Source organism: Streptomyces wuyuanensis (genome assembly GCF_900103455.1).
Lineage (GTDB): Bacteria > Actinomycetota > Actinomycetes > Streptomycetales > Streptomycetaceae > Streptomyces > Streptomyces wuyuanensis.
Window position 1 is genome coordinate 1 of the sequence record NZ_FNHI01000038.1, and the last position, 16992, is coordinate 16992.

Here is a 16992-nt window from a genome sequence, read left to right on the forward strand (position 1 = left end):
GCGCGGGTGTCCCACTCGCGCGGGCGATAGCCGTTGCGATGGTTGACGCGTTCCTCGCTGACCTGCCCGTACTCCGCGTTGCAGAGGGCGTCGGCCTCCGCCGACATGAGCGCATCGGCGAACGTCTTCACCATCGCGCGCAGCAGATCGGGACTCGCCGAGGCGAGGTTGTCCTCGGCGAGGGCGTGCAGGGGCAGACTGTCTGGTGCGGTCATCGTGCTGATCTCCTTCGAGGCTTCGACACTTCGAAGATCAGCCGGTGGCCGTTCGTCTATGCGGGCGCCATCCCGATGCCGGAGCAAACCCCCGGATCAGGTCGAACCCGTACACCACTTCCCAGGACGCAACCCCCTGCGGAGAGGTCCGGTGGACGGAATATGGGGCGGCACGACCGAACGTGAGCGACGTGCCGTCAGCCGGCGCGGGGGAAGCACCCTGCTGTTTCCGGAATGAGCGCGGATGTTCCGGAATCAGCGGGAAACGCATTCCGGAACGAGCGGGGGAACAAAGAGCGAACGAGCGGGGGAACAAAGAGCGGGGGAACGACGCGAGGCGATGGCCGCCCGGCCGAGCACGCCAAGGGCGGCCGCCGCCGTGACCGTCGCCGAGCAGGGACGGGACCGCCGGATGCCGGATCCGGCACGCCGCGTCGACACGTCCCCCGTCGCCCGACGAGGGCCGCGGGGACGTCTGCCGTGGAGGTGCGGTCCGCTGCCGGACGCCCCGAAGGGCGTCCGGCCGCGGCACCCACGGGCGCCGGGAGGTCAGGCCGCGGCCGCCGAGTCCGGCTGTACCGCCGAGATGTCGAGGATCAGCGTCACCTTGTCGCTGATGAGAACGCCCCCCGTCGTCAGTGTCGAGTTCCAGGTGAGTCCCCGGTCGGAGCGTTGCAGGGTGGTCGTGCCTTCGAAGCCGATGCGGTGCTGTCCGTAGGCGTCCCTGCGGGCACCGCCGAACTCGACGTCGATCCCGATGGGCAGCTCGATGTCCTTGATCCTGAGGTGCCCCGCCAGCCGGAACGTGCCGTCCTCGGCCGGGACGACCGCGGCGGACCGGAAGGTCATCAGGGGGAACGTCGACGAGTCGAAGAAGTCCGGGCCCGTGAGGTGCGCGTCCCGGCCCTGTACGCCCGTGTCCAGGCTCCCGGTCTGGACGCTCAGGTAGGCCTCGGACCGGGAGGGGTGCGCCCCGTCGAGTTTGAGGAGCCCTTCGAAGGTGCCGAACTCCCCCCGGACGTTCGACACCATGGCATGCCGGACGGAGAAGCCGACCATGCTGTTGACCGGATCGAGGACGTAGACACCGGTCACTCCTTCGTACGGCTGGGCGCTGGGAACGGTGTCCTGCTTGCGGCTCCTGAGCATGGCGAGACGCTTCCTTCGTGCTGTGGTGTCGAAATGGTGCGGGAACCCGGCACGGCGGGCGGCGTACGCCTCGGCCCGGTCCGGCCGGAGACCGGGTGGCCCCTGCCGGGCAGGGACCACTCCACGGGATCTACTGCTGCTGCGCGAGCCAGTCGGTGAAACGGGTCTCACCGAGGTGCGCGTCGGGCCCGGGCAGGAGGGTGTCCTCCGCCAGCTCGGCGCCGAAGTACGTCGCGTGCGGGTCCGCCGCGACCGTGCGGGGGTCGTTCCTGGCCGCGAGGCCCTCGCGGATGAGGTCGTCCAGCTGGTACCTGTCGGGGCCGGCGACCTCCACCACCCCGTTGACGGGCGCGCCGACGGCGGTGCGCCCCACCTGGGCGGCCACGTCGTCGGAGTGGACGGGCTGGATCCCGACGGGAGCCAGCCGCACCGTGTCGCCGTCGGTCGCCGCGTCCGTGATGCCGTTCATGAACTCGAAGAACTGCGTGGCGTGGACGATGGAGTACGGGATCCCGGACGCCTTGATCAGCTCCTCCTGCGCCTGCTTGGCACGGAAGTAGCCGCTTTGCTGCAGCCGCTCGGTGCCGACCACGGAGAGGGCGACGTGGTGGGTCACACCGGCCTCGGCCTCCGCGTTGAGGAGGTTGGTGGTCGAGGTGCGGAAGAACTCCATGACGGCGTCGTCCGCGAACGAAGGGGAGTTGGAGACGTCGGCGACGACCGAGGCATCCCGCAGAACCTCGGCCAGGCCCTCACCGGTCAGGGTGTTGACACCCGTGTCCGGCGCGGCCGGCACCGCTTCGTGGCCGTGTTCCTTGAGCTTGCCGACCAGTTTCGAGCCGATGAGGCCGGTTCCGCCGATCACTACGACCTTCATGATTGGGATCCTCTCGGAGGTTCATCATGTGCGGCGGGCAATCGGGGACGGGCTGCCGGCCGGCACCGGTCAATGTTGTCTGCACCCAGGAAAGACAGAAACGTGACCCGATTCGTGACAGAACACTCAGGGGATTCGGAGGATCTTCCCGGCGGGAAAGCCCCCCGCGTCATTCGGCGAGCTTTCCTTCGGTGGAGACGTCTTCCATGAGTGCGGCGATCTCGTCGGGGATCGCGGGGATGCTTTCGTGGGTGATGCCGGTGGTGGGGGACCAGACGAGGTTGACCTGGAGGGCGGGGTTCGTGTCGGGGTAGTCGCTGCGGTTGTGGCAGCCCCGGGTCTCACGGCGTTCGAGCGCGGCTTCGAGGGTGGCCCGGGCGGCGAGGGCGGCCGACTTGAGGTCGAAGGCGTGTGCGAGGTCCTGGTAGCCCGCGATGTCGGGGTGCACGCCCATGTGCTCCATGCGCTTCTCGATGGCCGCGAGTTCGTCGAGCCCGGTGCGCAGTCCTTCCTCGTCCCGTACGACGCCGGCGTGTTCGGTCATGGTGTTGCGGATGGCGCGCTGCAGTGCGCGGACGTTCTCGGGACCGTCGTTGGCGAGGAGGTCGTCGATCTCCGCGCGCGCCTCGTCCACCGCCGTCGTGGAGCGGGGGTGGGACGCGAGGGACGCGGAGTGGGCGGCGGCGGCCTGCGCGGTGATGCGGCCGTAGACGAGGAGCTCGATGAGGCTGTTGCCGCCGAGGCGGTTGGCGCCGTGGAGTCCGCTGGACGCCTCGCCGATGGCGTAGAGGCCGGGGACGTCGGTGCTGTGGTCCTCGGGGCGGACCCAGACGCCGCCCATGGAGTAGTGGGCGGTGGGCGCGACCTTGATGGGGTCGCGGGTGATGTCCAGCATCTGCAGGTCGAGGAGGGTCTGGTACACGCGGGGCAGCCGGTTCATGATCGTCTGCCGGGGGAGGTGGGAGACGTCGAGCCAGACGGCGCCGTCGGGCGTGCCGCGGCCCTGCTTGATCTCGGTGTAGGACGCCAGGGCGACCCGGTCGCGGGTGGAGAGCTCCATGCGCTCGGGGTCGTAGCGGGTCATGAACCGTTCGCCGAGGGCGTTGCGCAGGATGCCGCCCTCGCCGCGGGCGGCTTCGCTGACGAGGGTGCCGGCGGCGTTCTCGGGTTCGATGATGCCGGAGGGGTGGAACTGGACCAGCTCCGGATCGCGCAGGCGGGCGCCGGCGTCGACGGCGAGGCGGAAGGAGTCGCCCGTGTTCTCGTCGCGCCGGGACGAGGTGCGCCGCCAGATGCGGGTGTGGCCGCCCGCGGCGAGGATGACGGCGTCGGCGTGGATGAGGTGGCGGGACCCGTCGGTGAGGTCGAAGCCGTAGGCGCCGAACACGGTCCCGTCGTGGACCAGCAGCCGGGTGATGTAGAGGCTGTCGAGGACGGGGATGTCCAGCTGGTTGGCGCGCCGGATGAGGGTGCGCTGGATCTCCAGGCCGGTGTAGTCGCCGGCGAAGGCGGTGCGGCGGTACTTGTGCGCGCCGAAGAAGCGCTGGGAGATGCGGCCGTCACCCTCCCTGGCGAAGTTCATGCCGTACCGTTCGAGGTCGTCGATGCCCCGGGCGGCGCCCTCGGTGACGATCCGGGTGGTGACGGGGTCGCCGAGGAGGTAGCTCTCCTTGAGGGTGTCGGCGGCGTGCTGCTGCCAGCTGTCCTCGGGGTCCATGGTGGCCAGGGAGGCGTTGATCCCTCCGGCGGCCAGGGCGGTGTGGGCGTCCTCCTTGGGGCGCTTGCCGACCGCGAGGACGTCGACGCCGGCCTCGGCCAGCTCGATCGCCGCCCGCAGGCCGGCTCCGCCGGTACCGATCACCAGCACCATGGTGGAGTGTCGTCGTTCGGTGGCAGCCATGTTTGCTCCGATCGTTGAGGCCGTCACTGGAAAGACCGGCCCGCCCGCCCGTTTGTGACACCTCCGCCCGCCGGCACCCCGGCGGGACGCGGAGGTGAGGGGTGGCGACCGTCCGTGACGCCGTCACCCCTCACCTGAGCGCGAGAGTGCCCGAGCGTCAGGCGACGAGGCTGTCGAGGGGCACGCCGGGGTCGGAGAGCCGGGCGTCGTCGATCCGCGCCCCGGACTGGATCAGGGAACGGATCGGATCGATGACGTCCCACACGTTGACGCTCATCCCCGCGAGGACGCGGTTCTTCGACATCCAGAATGCGATGAACTGCCGTCCGGCGACATCCCCGCGGAAGACGACGCGGTCGTAGCCGCCCGGTTCCGCGTACCCGGTGTACTCCATGCCGAGGTCGTACTGGTCCGTGTAGAAGTACGGCAGCCGCTCGTACACGGCGTCCTGGCCGAGCATGCTCCGCGCTGCCGTGAGCGGCTGGTTCAGGGCGTTGGCCCAGTGCTCGACACGGAGATGCCGGCCGAGACGCGGGTGGTACGCGTTGGCGACGTCGCCCGCCGCGTAGATGTCGGCCACCGAGGTCCGCAGGTGCTCGTCGGTGACGATGCCGTCCCGCACCTCGAGGCCGGCCTCCTGGGCGAGCCGGACGTTGGGCGTGATGCCGATGCCCACGACCACGGCGTCCGCGTCCAGCCGGGTGCCGTCGGCGAGGCGCACCCCGTCCGCGCGGCCGTCGGTCCCGGTGATGCTCTCGACCTGCGCCCGGGGCCGCAGGTCCACACCGTGGTCCTGGTGGAGGCCGGCGAACACCTCTGCCGCCTCGCGCCCGAGCACCTTCAGCAGCGGCAGCTCGGAGTGCTCGAGCACGGTCACCTCGGCGCCGGCCGTGCGGGCGGCCGCGGCTGTCTCGAGACCGATCCATCCGCCGCCGATCACGACGATCCTCGCGCCCTTGGTGAAGGCCGCCTTGAGCCGTTCGCTGTCCTCCACACGACGCAGATACAGGACGTTGTCGAGATCGGCCCCGGGAATGGCCAACCGGCGCGGGGACGAACCGGTCGCGAGCAGCAGCTTGGCGTAGGGCACCCGGCGCCCGCCCTCGAGTTCCACCTCCTTGGCGCGTACGTCGACGGCCGTCGCGCTCGTGCCCAGCAGCAGGTCGACACCGTTCTCGGCGTACCACTCCTCGGAGTGCACGAAGATGGAGTCGCGCTCCTCCTTGCCCAGCAGATAGCCCTTGGAGAGCGGCGGCCGGATGTAGGGGCGTTCCCGTTCGTCGGCGATGATCACGAGCGGGCCGCGGTGGCCGTGCTCCCGCAGGGCCTCGGCGGCCTTGCCCGCTGCCAGTCCGCCTCCGACGATGACGAAATTGTTGTCAGGGGACACGATGTTCCTCGTCTCGGATGTCACATGCTTCGAGTCGTCTGTGAGAGTTGTCTAACAGACCGTGGGATGGCGCATCCTGTGACAAACCGGCTGTTCAGTCATTGGGACGCGCCGGCGCGGCGTCCCGCCCTACGGGGCGAACGTGATGGTCGTCGGGGTTCCCCGCCAGGCCATCTTCGCGTACGGGCACAGCGCGTCGGCCTCCTCGAGCAGCGGATTGGCGACGTCCGGGGACACGCCCGGCCACTTCACCACCAGGTCGACGTGCAGGACGTACCCGCCGTCCCTCGGATCGCGCCCGAACGCCACGGTCGTCTCCAGCGAGATGCCGGTCGGATCGAGCGCGGCCTGTCGCGCCACGAGGCTGAGGGCTCCGTGGTAGCAGGCCGCGAACCCGGCGGCGAACAGCTGCTCGGGGTTGGTCCCCGACCCGTCCCCGCCGAGCTCGGCGGGCATGCGCAGGCTGATGTCCAGGGCCCCGTCCGCCGACCGCGCCCTCCCGGAGGCCCGCCCGTGCCCGGCCTCACCGCCGCTGAGGGTCACGGTCGTCGTGTAGATGGGGGAGAAGGACGCCCCGGCGTAGTCCCTGCCGGTGGACAGACCGGGCAGCGGGATCGGCTCGTTCACGGCGTGACTCCGGCATCGTCGCGGCCGGCGCCCACGGCGCCGCGCATGACAATCTTCATCGGTCTGCCCTTCAGGTCTGTGCGATCCCGGTTCCGGATGACTGGATGACAGACGAGGCGCCCCCCTTGTGACACCCGGGAGCCGTGCGCGGCGCTCAGCCGTCCAGCGACGCCACGTAGGGCGACAGCTTGGCCGGGTTCATCACCCACAGGATCCGCTCGATACCCTCCGCCGACACCTCGACGGACAGCAGCGCGAGAGGGTCTCCGTCGGTCGTGACGAGCACGGCCGGGAACCCGTTGGCCTCGACCCAGCGAACGTCCGCTCCGGTCCAGAACCGCGGTGCGAAGGCCACGAGGTACTTGGAGACGTGCGTACGTCCGACGACCGGGACCCGCGACGCCCTGCGCACCCCTCCGCCGTCGGCGTAGCTGACCACGTCCGCCGCGAGAACGTCCTCGAGCGTGGTCAGATCGCCCGTCTGCGCGGCGTTGAGGAACACCTCCAGCAGACGCCGGTGGTCGGCCGTGCTGACGGGCTCCCTGCGCTCGGCGGCCAGGTGCTTGCGCGCACGGCTCACCAGCTGGCGGGTGTTCGCCTCGCTCGTCTCCAGGACGTCCGCCACCTGCTTGTAGGGGTAGTCGAACGCTTCCCTCAGGACGTAGGCGGCCCGTTCCACGGGGTTCAGCTTCTCCAGGAGGAAGAGCACCGCCAGTTCGACCGCCTCGGCCCGCTCCGCCCCCACCTGGGGGTCCTGGCTCGTGTCGATCGGTTCGGGAAGCCACGGCCCCACGTACGACTCGCGCCGCACCCGGGCGGACTGGGCGGCGTTGATGGCCAGGCGCGTGGTGATCGTGGCCAGGAAGGCCGCCGGTTCGATGACGTCCGTGCGGTCGGCCTTCTGCCACCGCATCCACGCCTCCTGAACGATGTCCTCGGCCTCCGCGGCGCTGCCGAGCACGCGGTACGCGATGCCGAAGAGCTGCGGGCGTGCGGCGAGAAAGTCCCTCGTTGCCTGGTCAAGGGGGTCGGTGTCGTCCCCAGCGTGCATGGCTGTCCCTTCCGGACCCGAGGCCAACCATGCTACAAGCCGCCACGGAGGCCTGCTCCGGGCAGTGGGTGGTCACACGGATCACAACATCGGAGAACGCTGTCACTCGTTGTGCATCCACAGCAGCCCACCGCTGCCTGCACGCACCCGGGCGCTCACCGCCGGACGGCGACGGGTGCGCCCGGAGCACGCGGGCGGAGCCGTCCCGCCGTACCTGTCACAGATCCGGGCCCTGCCCGGTCATCCCCGCGGGGGATGGGTGTGCGTCCCGGAACCGGTGGGAGAAGAAGTGAAGAAGATCGAACTGGGTGGCCAAGGGCTGACGGTGTCCGCGCAGGGTTTCGGTGCCATGGGCATGAGCGGCGCGTACGGAGCGAGCGGGGACGAGAAGGAGTCCGTCGCCATTCTCAATCAGGCGGTGGACCTCGGCATCAACCTGTTCGACACGGCGGAGTCGTACGGCCCGTTCGAGAACGAACGGCTCATCGCCCGCGCCCTCGGCCACCGCAGGGACGAGATCGTGCTGGCGACCAAGTTCGGCCTCGACTTCTCGGACGACGGGCGGCCCGGCCCGCTCGACGGCAGGCCGGAACACATCCGCCGGGCCGTCGAGCGCTCACTTCGCCACCTGGACACCGACGTCATCGACCTCTACTACATGCACCGGCTCGACCCGCACACCCCCGTCGAGGAGACGATGGCGGGAATGGCGGAGCTCGTGGCGGCCGGGAAGATCCGCTACGTCGGTCTCTCGGAAGTCTCCGCAGAGACGATCCGGCGGGCCCACCAGGTGCATCCGCTGACCGCGATCCAGTCGGAGATGTCCCTCTTCAGCCGCGATCTGCTCGACAACGGCATCAAGGACACCCTGGACGAACTGGGCATCGGCCTGGTGGCCTACTCGCCGATGGGACGGGGCTTCCTCTCGGGCGCCATCCGCAGCGTCGACGACATCGCCCCGGACGACGAACGCCGCTCGCTTCCCCGCTTCTCTGCGGAGAACATCGCGGCCAACCTGTCCCTGGTCGACGATGTGCGAACCATCGCCGAGGCGCGCGGAGCGACGCCCGCGCAGATCGCGCTGGCGTGGGTGGCCGCCCGCGGCGCCGTCCCCATCCCGGGAACCAAACGGCGCGCCTTCCTCGCCGAGAACGCCGAGGCCGCCGAGATCGTGCTGACCGCGGACGAACTGGCTTCCCTGGAAAGGGCGGTCGCGACGGAATCCGTCAGCGGCGCGCGCTACACGGCGCAACAGCTGGCGTCGACGAACCGCTGAACGACGGAGCGGCCCGGACCCGGCATCCCGGGTCCGGGCCGCTCCCTCTCGAGCGACTTCCCGCAGGACCAGACGAGTTCGAGAACGCCGTCGACGGCAGGGATCTGGCCGGTGAGGTGCGTGCCCTGCGGTTCGGCGATGCGCAGGATCCGGTCCGCGACGTCCTCGGGTTCGCCGAGCCGTCCCACCGGGATGCGCCCACGCTCCTGGCGCGCATCTCCGTTGGGGCGGTCCGCGCATGCGCGGACATCGCGCGATGCGCGCAGGGATGGTGATGTCCCCCGCCTGCGGCTGAACCGGCCGAGGCCGGGGGTCCGTCTCCCCGCCGGTAGGCCGGGGCGACAAGGAGACGGACGTACGTGTCCGGCGGGCGCCGGGTCCAGGTCAGCCGAACTGGCCGGGCCGGTAGCTGCCGGCGGGCTGCTGGTTGATCACGTTGATGCGGTTGTACGCGTTGATGACGGCGATGAGCGACATCAGGGCGACGAGCTGGTCCTCGTCGTAGTGCTTGGCCGCGTTCGCCCAGGCCTCGTCGGTGACACCACCGGCCGCGTCGGCGATCCGGGTGCCCTGTTCCGCCAGTTCCAGGGCTGAGCGCTCGGCGTCGGTGAAGACCGTGGCTTCCCGCCAGGCGGCGATCAGGTTGAGGCGCAGCGGGGTCTCCCCGGCGGCGGCGGCGTCCTTGGTGTGCATGTCGGTGCAGAAACCGCAGCCGTTGATCTGGCTGGCGCGGATCTTCACCAGCTCCTGGGTGGCGACCGGCAGACCCGCTTCCGAGGCCGCCTTGCCCGCCGAGTTGAGGTGCCTCAGCACCTTGCCCGCAAGGGCGTTGCCGAAGTAGTCGAGACGCGCTTCCATGTCTTTCCTCCTGGCCGAGTTGCAGATACACACTGCTGACCGGACAGCGCGACGAGACGTGACAGACCAAAGAGTGTGACCTGCGTCTCGCCGTTCAGGCGGTCGGTCACGCGGAGAGCAGCCGGAGCCCGGCGTGGCTCTCGCTGCCCGGCACCGCGGTGAACACCACGAGCCGCTGCGAGCGGTCGGGGTCGACCAGCGTCTGGCAGTGGAGTTCGAGCAGCCGAGCCGCGGGTGCCGGAGGCGCTTCGGCGGGCATGGGGACCCGAGCACCGGGTGCTCGGACCGGAGCTCCGCGAACTCCCGGCTGGCCGTGCGCAGTACGCCGACGAGTTCCGCGGCGCGCGAGTCACCGCCGTCGATGGTGTACGCGCGGTAGAGGTCCGCGACCAGGAGGCGGCTGTGCACGGCGTGATCGCTCTCGGGGTGGGCCGACCGGGCGGCGGGATCGGTGAACCGGCGGAAGCGCAGGCTGCGGCTCGGTCCGGTGAAGGCCGTCACGCGGGTACCGCGACGGCCGGTTCCCGGCGGCGGCACCGGTCGGACGCGCGCGGGGACGGCACCCGTCGCACCGCTCCCCTGACGACCTGCGGCGGCACGGTGCAGGATGCGAACCGATCAGGAATGGAGAAGCACCCGGCGGCGAGCCGCGGCTAGCGTGACGCCATGGACATCGGCATTCACGCGAGCTTCCTCCCGTATGACGACGCGGAGGCCGCCCTCGCCTTCTACCGGGACGTCCTCGGCTTCGAGGTCCGCGGCGACGACGGGCACGACGGGATGCGCCGGATCACCGTCGGCCCGCCCGGCCGGCCCGGTACGTCCATCGTCCTGGAGCCGCCGGCCCCGGACCCGGGAGTCACCGGCGACGAGCGCCGCACCGTCGTCGAGATGATGGCAAAGGGCACCTACGCCCGCATCCTCCTGTCCACCGGCGACCTCGACGACGTCTTCGCCCGGGCGCGGGCCGGGGGCGCCGAGGTCGCCCGGGAGCCCGCCGAGCAGCCGTGCGGTGTGCGCGAATGCGCCGTCCGCGACCCCGCGGGCAATCTGATCCGCATCCGGGAACTGCGCTGATGTTCCGCTGTCGCGGCCCGGGCCCCGCACACGGCGTGACCCGGGCCCCGCGTGGCCCCGGGCCCCGCACGACCCCCACGAACCGAACGATCCGCACGCCCCGTTCGCGTACCGCCCGCCGGGGCCGGGCCGCACCTGGTCGCGAGCCGAAGATCCGCACCGGCGGGGCACCACCGGACATACTGCTCGAAGCCGGTCCGCCGGAGCCGGGCGACGCCGACGAACGACCGCGAAGGCGCCCAACAGATGGAGAGACGATGAGCAAGGCCACCAGGAACAACCCGCAGTCGCCCGCGCCGCACGCCGCCGACAGCCACGATCTGATCCGAGTGCACGGCGCGCGGGAGAACAACCTCAAGGACGTCAGCATCGAGATCCCGAAGCGCAGGCTGACGGTGTTCACGGGCGTTTCCGGGTCGGGCAAGAGCTCCCTGGTGTTCGACACGATCGCCGCCGAGTCGCAGCGGATGATCAACGAGACCTACAGCGCCTTCGTGCAGGGCTTCATGCCCACGGCGGCCCGTCCCGAGGTCGACGTCCTCGACGGTCTGACCACCGCGATCACCGTCGACCAGCAGCGGATGGGCGGCGACCCCCGTTCCACCGTCGGCACGGCCACCGACGCCAACGCGATGCTCCGCATCCTCTTCAGCCGGCTCGGGAAGCCGCACATCGGTCCGCCGAGTGCCTACTCCTTCAACGTCGCCTCGGTCCGGGCGAGCGGTGCGATCACCGTCGAGCGGGGCGCCAGGACCAAGGCGGAGAAGGCCACCTACGAGCGCACCGGCGGCATGTGCAACCACTGCGAGGGCCGCGGCACGGTCTCCGACATCGACCTCACCCAGCTCTACGACGACTCCAAGTCGATCGCCGAGGGCGCGTTCACCATCCCCGGCTGGAAGTCGGACAACGTCTGGACCGTGGGGATCTACGCCCAGTCGGGATTCCTCGACCCGCACAAGCCGATCCGCAGGTTCACCAAGAAGGAGATGCACGACTTCCTCTACCGCGAGCCGGTCAAGGTGAAGGTCAACGGCGTCAACCTCACCTACGAGGGCCTGATCCCGAAGATCCAGAAGTCGTTCCTGTCCAAGGACAAGGAGGCGATGCAGCCGCACATCCGGGCCTTCGTCGAGCGGGCGGTCACCTTCACCACCTGCCCCGAGTGCGACGGCACCAGGCTCAGCGAGGGGGCCCGGTCGTCGAAGATCGGCAAGATCAGCATCGCCGACGCCTGCGCGATGGAGATCCGCGACCTCGCGGAGTGGGTACGCGGACTCGCCGAGCCGTCGGTCGCGCCGCTGCTCACCGCGCTGCAGGGCACCCTCGACTCGTTCACGGAGATCGGCCTCGGATACCTCTCGCTCGACCGGCCCGCGGGCACACTGTCCGGCGGCGAGGCACAGCGTGTCAAGATGATCCGCCACCTCGGCTCCTCGCTCACCGACGTCACCTACGTCTTCGACGAGCCGACCATCGGCCTCCACCCGCACGACATCCGGCGGATGAACGACCTGCTGCTGCGGCTGCGGGACAAGGGCAACACGGTGCTCGTCGTGGAGCACAAGCCGGAGACGATCGCGATTGCCGACCATGTCGTGGACCTCGGCCCGGGCGCCGGCACGGAGGGCGGCACCGTCTGCTTCGAGGGCACGGTCGAGGGGCTGCGGGCCGGCGACACCGTCACCGGTCGCCACCTGGACGACCGGGCCACCCTCAAGGAGACGGTGCGCACATCCACCGGAGCGCTGCGGATCCGCGGTGCGACGGCCAACAACCTGCAGGATGTCGACGTCGACGTACCCCTCGGAGTACTCACCGTCGTCACCGGTGTCGCCGGTTCCGGCAAGAGCTCGCTCGTGCACGGGTCGCTGCCCCGGCAGGCGGGGGCGGAGGGCGTGGTGTCGGTCGACCAGAGTCCGATCCGCGGCTCCCGGCGGAGCAACCCGGCGACGTACACCGGGCTGCTCGATCCGATCCGCAAGGCGTTCGCCAAGGCCAACGGCGTGAAGCCGGCCCTGTTCAGCGCCAACTCCGAGGGAGCCTGCCCCACCTGCAACGGCGCCGGCGTGATCTACACCGACCTGGCGATGATGGCCGGAGTCGCCACCACCTGCGAGGACTGCGAGGGGAAGCGGTTCCAGCCCTCGGTGCTGGAATACCACCTCGGCGGCCGCGACATCAGCGAGGTGCTCGCGATGTCGGTGACCGAGGCGGAGGAGTTCTTCGGCGCGGGCGAGGCGCGCACGCCGGCCGCGCACAAGATCCTCGAGCGGCTCGCCGAGGTCGGCCTCGGCTACCTCAGCCTCGGCCAGCCGCTCACCACGCTCTCCGGCGGCGAGCGGCAGCGGCTCAAGCTGGCCACCCACATGGGCGACAAGGGCGGCGTCTACGTCCTCGACGAGCCGACGACCGGCCTCCACCTCGCCGACGTCCAGCAGTTGCTCGGGCTGCTCGACCGGCTCGTCGACTCCGGCAAGTCGGTCATCGTCATCGAGCACCACCAGGCGGTCATGGCGCATGCCGACTGGATCATCGACCTCGGTCCCGGCGCCGGTCACGACGGCGGCCGCGTCGTCTTCGAGGGCACCCCCGCCGAGCTCGTCGCCGCCCGTTCGACCCTCACCGGTGAGCACCTCGCGGAGTACGTCGGCACCTGACCGGGCGACTCGTGCGGCAATTCACCGCCACGGCAGACGTGCGAGGGTCCCGGGACGCGGCCGCGTCCCGGGACCCTCGCACGTCGAGGCGGATACCCCGCCGGCAACCCATCGGACTCGGAACGCGGCGGAGCCGACGCGAGTCTGGTGGCCTGTCCCAAGGCCCTGGCGGATACACCCACAGCCGTGGTGGTGATCACTTTCATGGAGCCGGCACCCGCAGACTCCGGCCGGGGATGCGACGATGCGGGTGAATGCGCGTATGTGTGAACCCGGTTCGAACGGTTTCCGACATGTCTGGTGAGGTGAGGATGCGCTGCGGATCAGGCGCGACGGCAAGGCAGTCGGGCATCGAGGCGCGGAGCTGGTCGCGGTGAGCCGCGATCGGAACGTGTGGCTGCGGCGCTTCCACCCGGTGGCGGGTGCGGACAGCCCCGGCGACCCCGCCTGCGAACTGGTCTGCTTCCCGCACGCGGGCGGCTCCGCCGCCTACTGGCGCCGGCTCGCCCTGGAACTCGGTCCGGCGGTCGACGTCTCGGCAGTGCAGTACCCGGGGCGGCTCGACCGGCTGGGCGAGGCACCGGTCGAGGACCTCCATCGGCTGGCGGACCTGGTCGTCGAGGCGCTGGGAGCGCCGGGCGACCGCCCCCTGGCGCTGCTCGGGCACAGCATGGGCGCCTCGGTGGCGTACGAGGTGGCCGTCCGGCTGGCGCGACTGCCGGGCCGCGAGCCGCGTCTGCTCGCCGTGTCGAGCCGCCGGGCGCCGTCCGCGCCGGGAAGGCGGCACGCGGACTGGCCGCGGGACGACGCCGAACTGATCGCCCGGGTAAGGAGGTTGGGCGAAACCGAGTCCGCGCTCCTCGACGACCCCGAAATGCTCGCCGTCATCCTGCCCGCGCTGCGGGGGGACTACCGGGCCCTCGCCTCGTACGAACCCACCCCGGGCCGTCCCCTCACCTGTCCCGTGGTGGCCCTGACGGGCGACCGGGATCCCGACGTGCCGGTCGACGACGTCCGGGGCTGGCGGGAGTGCACCTCGGGCGAATTCCGTGTCCGCGTGTTCGGGGGCGGGCACTTCTTCCTCACCGACCACACGAGCGAAGTGGCCGACCTGATGCGCGGTCTGCTCCCCGCGCCCGCCGGATGACCGACGCGCGGCCTGCCCTGCTTCGGGCGGCTGACCGGAGCGGGCCGCGACGCGGTTCGAGACACGTGGGGACCATTCGCCCGGCGCACGTCACGCGTTGAGCGCCACCACCGCCTCGTCCGTGAGCGTCAGGAACGTCAGGGTCTGACGGAAGTACAGCTCGACATCGGTCGCGTCGTGTGAGGTGTAGCCGATCGCGAGGTCCTCGCCGAGCCGCAGTTCGTAGTCGCCGCCCCGCGTGGTGAGGAGGAAGGCACCGTCGAGCGCGGGCGCCCAGAGCAACCGGCCGTCGACAAGGATGCGTTCGAGGTGTGCCGCGATCGGGTAGCCGTGGTCGGAGGTCTCGCTGACCGCGGTGTAGGCATCCGCGCCCAGGAGCAGTGAGTACGGGCCCCCGACGCCGGCCAGCCGCAGCGTCGTCAGGGCGCGGCTCACCGTGTCCGGGTACTCGCGCGGCTCGTCCGGGAGTGTCAGCGCGGGGTTGGAACTGCGGCTGCGCAGGCCGTCGATGCCCGCCGCCGGGTACCCCTCGAAGACCGCCCGGTCCTCGGTGAAGGCCATCGTGCGCGCGGCATCCTTGACCGGTTGCCAGTCCGAGTCCTGGGAGCCCCGCTCCACGTCGTCGACCGCCGCGCGGGACACGCGGAACGGCACCCGCAGTTCGACGAGTGGCTGCGACTCGCGCAGCCGGGCTGTGACCCCGGGGGCGGGTGCGGCGATCCCGGAAAGGTGCCCGGTGGCCACCGCCGCGAGTCCGGGTCCGTCGGGGCCGGTGACGTCCACGACGCGCCGCCCGGCGACATTGCGCCGGAACGTACGGCGTGCCTCCTCCTCGATCTCCGCCCAGGCGCCGGGCGTGATCGGGGCGAGTTCCCGGTGCAGGTTGCTCATGCCGTTGGGCGTCGTCATGGTGATCAGGCTCCTTTGAGGCTCCCGATGCCGAGGGAGCCCTCGGCCGCGCCCGGTTCGGCGGCCGGAGGGGGCGGGTCGTCGAGGAAGTCGGCGGTGGGCACGTGGAAGAGGCATCCGGTGACCGCCGTGGAGAAGTCGAGGATGCGGTCGTGAATGCCGGGAGGGTCGCCGAGGAACATGTTCCGCAGCATTCGCTCCGTCACCGCGGGGGTGCGCGCATAGCCGATGAAGTACGTACCGAACTCCCCCCGCCCCACGTTCCCGAAGGGCATGTTCTCGCGGAAGATCTTCTGTTCGTCGCCGTTCTCGTCGGTGATGGTGTTCAGCGCGACGTGCGAGTCCGCGGGTTTGATCTCGTCGGGCAGTTCGACGTTGGCCTGCTTGGTACGGCCGATCGTGTTCTCCTGCTCCTCGGTGGGGAGCGCGTTCCAGGCGGCGAGATCGTGCACGTACTTCTGCACGATCACATAGCTCCCGCCGCTGAACTCCGGGTCCTCGTCACCGATGAACACGGCGTCGGTCGCGGTCCGGTCCTCGGGATTCTCACTGCCGTCGACGAAGCCCAGCAGGTCGCGCTCGTCGAAGAACTTGAACCCGTGCACCTCGTCGACCACGGTCGCCGCGCCGGCGAGGCGCTCACCGATCAGCCTCGCCAGCTCGAAGCAGAGGTCCATGCGGTGTGCCCGCAGATGGAAGAGCAGGTCTCCCGGGGTCGACGGCGCCCGGTGCCGGGCGCCCGACAGCGGCACGAACGGATGCAGCTCACCGGGGCGCGGCCCGTCGAACAGCCGGTCCCACGCGGTGGAGCCGATTCCGACGATGCAGCTCAGCCCGGCGTCCGGTACCCGGAACCCGACCGACCTCCGCAGCCCCGCCACGTCCTGCAGCAGATCGCGGACGGTGGCCTCGCCGCCGGGCGAAATGGTGCTCACGAGGAACATGGCGGCCCTGGCCGGGCGGGCGATCACCGCTTGTGACTCGACCACGTGACTGCCTCCTGCCTCTCACCGGTGCGGGTGCGGCCTGAAGGCCGGAGGAAAGGGCTGTACGAAGGATCCTAGACCGTGGTCCGTGACCCTGCCGCCCGTGCACGTCAGGGGCCGGGGCGGGGCCCTCGGGGCGGCCGCCGGGCTCCCGCGGCCGTTCAAGGGCCAGCGCGGCCGGCCGGACCGGTCGCGCGCAAACCCGCCTCAGAGGTCACACGGCGGCCGCCGCGCTGGTCCGGGCCGCTGGTAGGTTCTCCCCGTGGCCGACGGTGACTGGGCCCGCCCCGGACGGGCCGTGGCCGTGCGGCTCGACGAGCCGCCGCGGGTGATGAGCCTCGGCGTCGGTGTGCACGGTACGACGAGCCGGGCCGACGTGTTCCGCCTTCCGGACCTGTGGCAGCTGCATCTCTACCGCTACACCGCCGATCTCCACGTCGACGGTGAGCCCACGCGCGCGGTCGTCGGCGCTGTGCGTGGCGATCGCACTGGCCCCATGCTCCAGCGCTGGGCCTGGCTGTTCCCGATGCCGGGCACGCGGGCCGGATGCGAGGGGGTGGCAGGTACGAGGCCCTGCGGTCGAGGGCCGCGCTGGCGGACCTGGCCGGCCGCGACGGGGCCGCTCTGGCCTACGCCCAACAGGCCCAGGGGCGCAAGGCCGTTGCCGATTGCCTGGCGGCCACGACCACCCTGTGGCTGCCCCTGTTCAGAGCCGGGGCGGCGGTGCTGGTGGGTGCCGCCGCATGGTCCCGTGACCGGGCCCGGGCGAGGAACGGCGCCCCGCCGGCGTCCTCCGCGATGGGACCCGCGGGCGCGGGCGCGCGTCAGGACGGCGTGCGGTAGCCGCCGCCCTTCGCCCCCGGGCCCACC

Annotated in this window: 16 protein-coding genes and 2 pseudogenes; 6 read left to right on the forward strand and 12 right to left on the reverse strand. The window is 70.9% G+C overall.

Annotated elements, in window-relative coordinates; all coding sequences use genetic code 11:
- From BLT82_RS35220 to BLT82_RS35250, 7 genes are all read right to left on the reverse strand, one after another.
- Positions 1-215: transposase (locus BLT82_RS35220; protein ID WP_208867986.1), on the reverse strand; the 215-nt coding region annotated here is incomplete at its 3' end.
- 549 nt (positions 216-764) lie between these two features.
- Positions 765-1364 carry a YceI family protein gene (locus tag BLT82_RS35225; protein ID WP_093662364.1) on the reverse strand — a complete coding sequence of 200 codons (600 nt, stop codon included), beginning with the start codon at positions 1362-1364 and terminating at the stop codon, positions 765-767.
- 130 nt (positions 1365-1494) lie between these two features.
- Entirely contained in the window at positions 1495-2241 is a 747-nt protein-coding gene (locus BLT82_RS35230) for an SDR family oxidoreductase (protein WP_093662366.1), read from the reverse strand.
- A 169-nt stretch (positions 2242-2410) separates the two neighbouring features.
- Positions 2411-4141 carry an L-aspartate oxidase gene (locus tag BLT82_RS35235; RefSeq protein WP_093662368.1) on the reverse strand — a complete coding sequence of 577 codons (1731 nt, stop codon included), beginning with the start codon at positions 4139-4141 and terminating at the stop codon, positions 2411-2413.
- Positions 4142-4298: 157 nt separating this feature from the next.
- The gene (locus BLT82_RS35240) at positions 4299-5531 is read right to left on the reverse strand and encodes an NAD(P)/FAD-dependent oxidoreductase (protein WP_093662370.1); all 1233 of its coding nucleotides are present in this window, start codon (positions 5529-5531) and stop codon (positions 4299-4301) included.
- 129 nt (positions 5532-5660) lie between these two features.
- Positions 5661-6158 (reverse strand): Ohr family peroxiredoxin, encoded by a 498-nt coding sequence (locus BLT82_RS35245; RefSeq protein WP_093662372.1) that lies wholly within the window; start codon positions 6156-6158, stop codon positions 5661-5663.
- A gap of 154 nt (positions 6159-6312) precedes the next feature.
- Positions 6313-7209: an RNA polymerase sigma-70 factor gene (locus BLT82_RS35250; RefSeq protein ID WP_093662374.1), complete on the reverse strand. Its 897-nt coding sequence runs from the start codon at positions 7207-7209 to the stop codon at positions 6313-6315.
- Positions 7210-7498: 289 nt separating this feature from the next.
- On the opposite strand from BLT82_RS35250, the gene BLT82_RS35255 reads away from it, so the two are divergent.
- A complete protein-coding gene (locus tag BLT82_RS35255) occupies positions 7499-8485 on the forward strand; it encodes an aldo/keto reductase (protein ID WP_093662376.1) in 987 nt (328 codons plus the stop codon).
- Here the strand turns inward: BLT82_RS35255 and BLT82_RS35260 are convergent.
- The 3 genes and pseudogenes from BLT82_RS35260 to BLT82_RS38930 all read right to left on the reverse strand — a co-directional run bounded on the left by BLT82_RS35260 (position 8449) and on the right by BLT82_RS38930 (position 9880).
- Positions 8449-8673, reverse strand: coding sequence for a hypothetical protein (locus BLT82_RS35260; RefSeq protein WP_093662378.1), 225 nt, complete (start codon positions 8671-8673; stop codon positions 8449-8451). The two genes, BLT82_RS35255 and BLT82_RS35260, sit on opposite strands and share 37 nt — an antisense overlap.
- A gap of 196 nt (positions 8674-8869) precedes the next feature.
- The gene (locus BLT82_RS35265; protein ID WP_093662380.1) at positions 8870-9343 is read right to left on the reverse strand and encodes a carboxymuconolactone decarboxylase family protein; all 474 of its coding nucleotides are present in this window, start codon (positions 9341-9343) and stop codon (positions 8870-8872) included.
- Between the two features lie 106 nt (positions 9344-9449).
- Positions 9450-9880 (reverse strand): annotated as a pseudogene (locus BLT82_RS38930) (MmyB family transcriptional regulator).
- A 129-nt stretch (positions 9881-10009) separates the two neighbouring features.
- Here BLT82_RS38930 and BLT82_RS35275 point away from each other — a divergent pair.
- The 3 genes from BLT82_RS35275 (at position 10010) to BLT82_RS35285 (ending at position 14227) form a co-directional block, all read left to right on the forward strand.
- On the forward strand, positions 10010-10420 hold the full coding sequence (locus BLT82_RS35275) for a VOC family protein (protein ID WP_093662384.1): 411 nt from the start codon (positions 10010-10012) through the stop codon (positions 10418-10420).
- 257 nt (positions 10421-10677) lie between these two features.
- Positions 10678-13080 carry an ATP-binding cassette domain-containing protein gene (locus tag BLT82_RS35280; protein ID WP_093662386.1) on the forward strand — a complete coding sequence of 801 codons (2403 nt, stop codon included), beginning with the start codon at positions 10678-10680 and terminating at the stop codon, positions 13078-13080.
- Between the two features lie 364 nt (positions 13081-13444).
- Complete coding sequence (locus BLT82_RS35285; protein WP_093662388.1) at positions 13445-14227, forward strand: thioesterase II family protein; 783 nt, start codon at positions 13445-13447, stop codon at positions 14225-14227.
- Between the two features lie 90 nt (positions 14228-14317).
- On the opposite strand, the gene BLT82_RS35290 is transcribed toward BLT82_RS35285, so the two are convergent.
- Together BLT82_RS35290 and BLT82_RS35295 are read right to left on the reverse strand one after the other, a co-directional pair.
- Positions 14318-15118 carry a family 1 encapsulin nanocompartment shell protein gene (locus tag BLT82_RS35290; protein WP_093662408.1) on the reverse strand — a complete coding sequence of 267 codons (801 nt, stop codon included), beginning with the start codon at positions 15116-15118 and terminating at the stop codon, positions 14318-14320.
- A 23-nt stretch (positions 15119-15141) separates the two neighbouring features.
- Positions 15142-16125, reverse strand: a complete 984-nt coding sequence (locus tag BLT82_RS35295; RefSeq protein WP_093662390.1) for a Dyp-type peroxidase — start codon at positions 16123-16125, stop codon at positions 15142-15144.
- Positions 16126-16453: 328 nt separating this feature from the next.
- On the opposite strand from BLT82_RS35295, the pseudogene BLT82_RS38485 reads away from it, so the two are divergent.
- Together BLT82_RS38485 and BLT82_RS35305 are read left to right on the forward strand one after the other, a co-directional pair.
- Positions 16454-16567 (forward strand): annotated as a pseudogene (locus tag BLT82_RS38485) (AraC family transcriptional regulator); the annotation flags it as partial.
- A gap of 101 nt (positions 16568-16668) precedes the next feature.
- The gene (locus BLT82_RS35305) at positions 16669-16965 is read left to right on the forward strand and encodes a hypothetical protein (protein ID WP_244529927.1); all 297 of its coding nucleotides are present in this window, start codon (positions 16669-16671) and stop codon (positions 16963-16965) included.
- Positions 16966-16992 lie beyond the last annotated feature (27 nt).